Genomic DNA, 1,168 nt, shown 5'->3' on the forward strand with positions numbered 1-1,168 from the left:
CTCTGGAGGACTTCCTACCAGTATGTAGTTTTTGCCTGCCGTCAGCCCTTCTCGATACATGTTTTCAAATACACCCTGCAAAACATCAGTATCTTGATAATGTCGCTCAATACAGACTTCCGTAATTTCCATAATCTGCTGGTAATCAGGCAATACAGAAAAACTTGTCGCGGGTAACACCGACTCAAGCTCTAAAGGCTTTGCATTACGCTCGCCAAAAACGAGCAGAGCTGAACCAATAACACGCGCATTATGGAATGCGATCAATATTCGTCCATATGCATCTTGCTCGAGTGCAAATCGCGCAATTGGCTCGTCTTTATCGCAGAGTCCCAGCCTTGCATATGACTTACGGCGAAGCTTTAAAACCGCTTCGTATTCTGCCTGTGTTTCAACAAAACGATACTGAACGAAATTCTGGACATGATTTGCCTCTATTCCAGAAAGAGAAATTTCTTGAGGCGTTTTTTGAGCAAAGTGAAAACAGTGTTGCGATAATTCTCGTTGAGCACTCGGTGAAAACTCATCCACGGCAATAAAACAACGAATCAAATTCTCTTCGGTTAGGCCAATATTACTCACCGTACCAAAGACCTTTTGTAAGCCGTGAACTGTCCCCAAACTAAATTCCACTCGCATACCATCGAAAAGAGTGAAGTCAGAATTAATATTTGAAGCGACAAAACCATGAAGCGATAAACTTTCTACTTCGAAGTATGAACTTTGCTTGTAAGCAAAGGGATGAACAAGCTGGCCTTTTAAGCTTTGTTCTGCGTTGAGTAATATCGGTTGAAAATTACCATGTGGATTACTCTGCTCATGCTCTATGACCGCTGAGACCTTAGTTCCTTGCTGTCGATCGGAGCGAATATCAATGACAATGCCACGTAAATCATATTCGTAACCAATCATTGGACTCACTCTCAATGAGACAGGCCCACCTACTTGCAGATTATGCTGGCTATGATGAGGAATATTGATTGCGAAACCAATACTAGAAAAGTCATTTAGGGAGGCCTCGATTTGCCCCCCTGGCATTAGAACGCTCGCTCGGAAACCATGTTTACCGCTAAGAGCCTGACGTGCAATACGCCGATCTTCATGCCGAATGAAGCGAGTCTGAAATTCCATACCCCTAATCTACCCTTATGATTTTTTTATTTCTGGT

At 43.0% G+C, this 1,168-nt stretch carries 1 protein-coding gene; it reads right to left on the reverse strand.

Annotation, left to right across the window (positions count from 1 at the left end):
- Positions 1-1,131, reverse strand: a 1,131-nt coding sequence (locus tag A3739_RS03345) for a PilZ domain-containing protein (protein ID WP_156502310.1), incomplete at its 3' end; no start/stop codon positions are given.
- Positions 1,132-1,168: the final 37 nt, after the last annotated feature.

The sequence above is a fragment of the Oleiphilus sp. HI0067 genome (assembly GCF_001635735.1).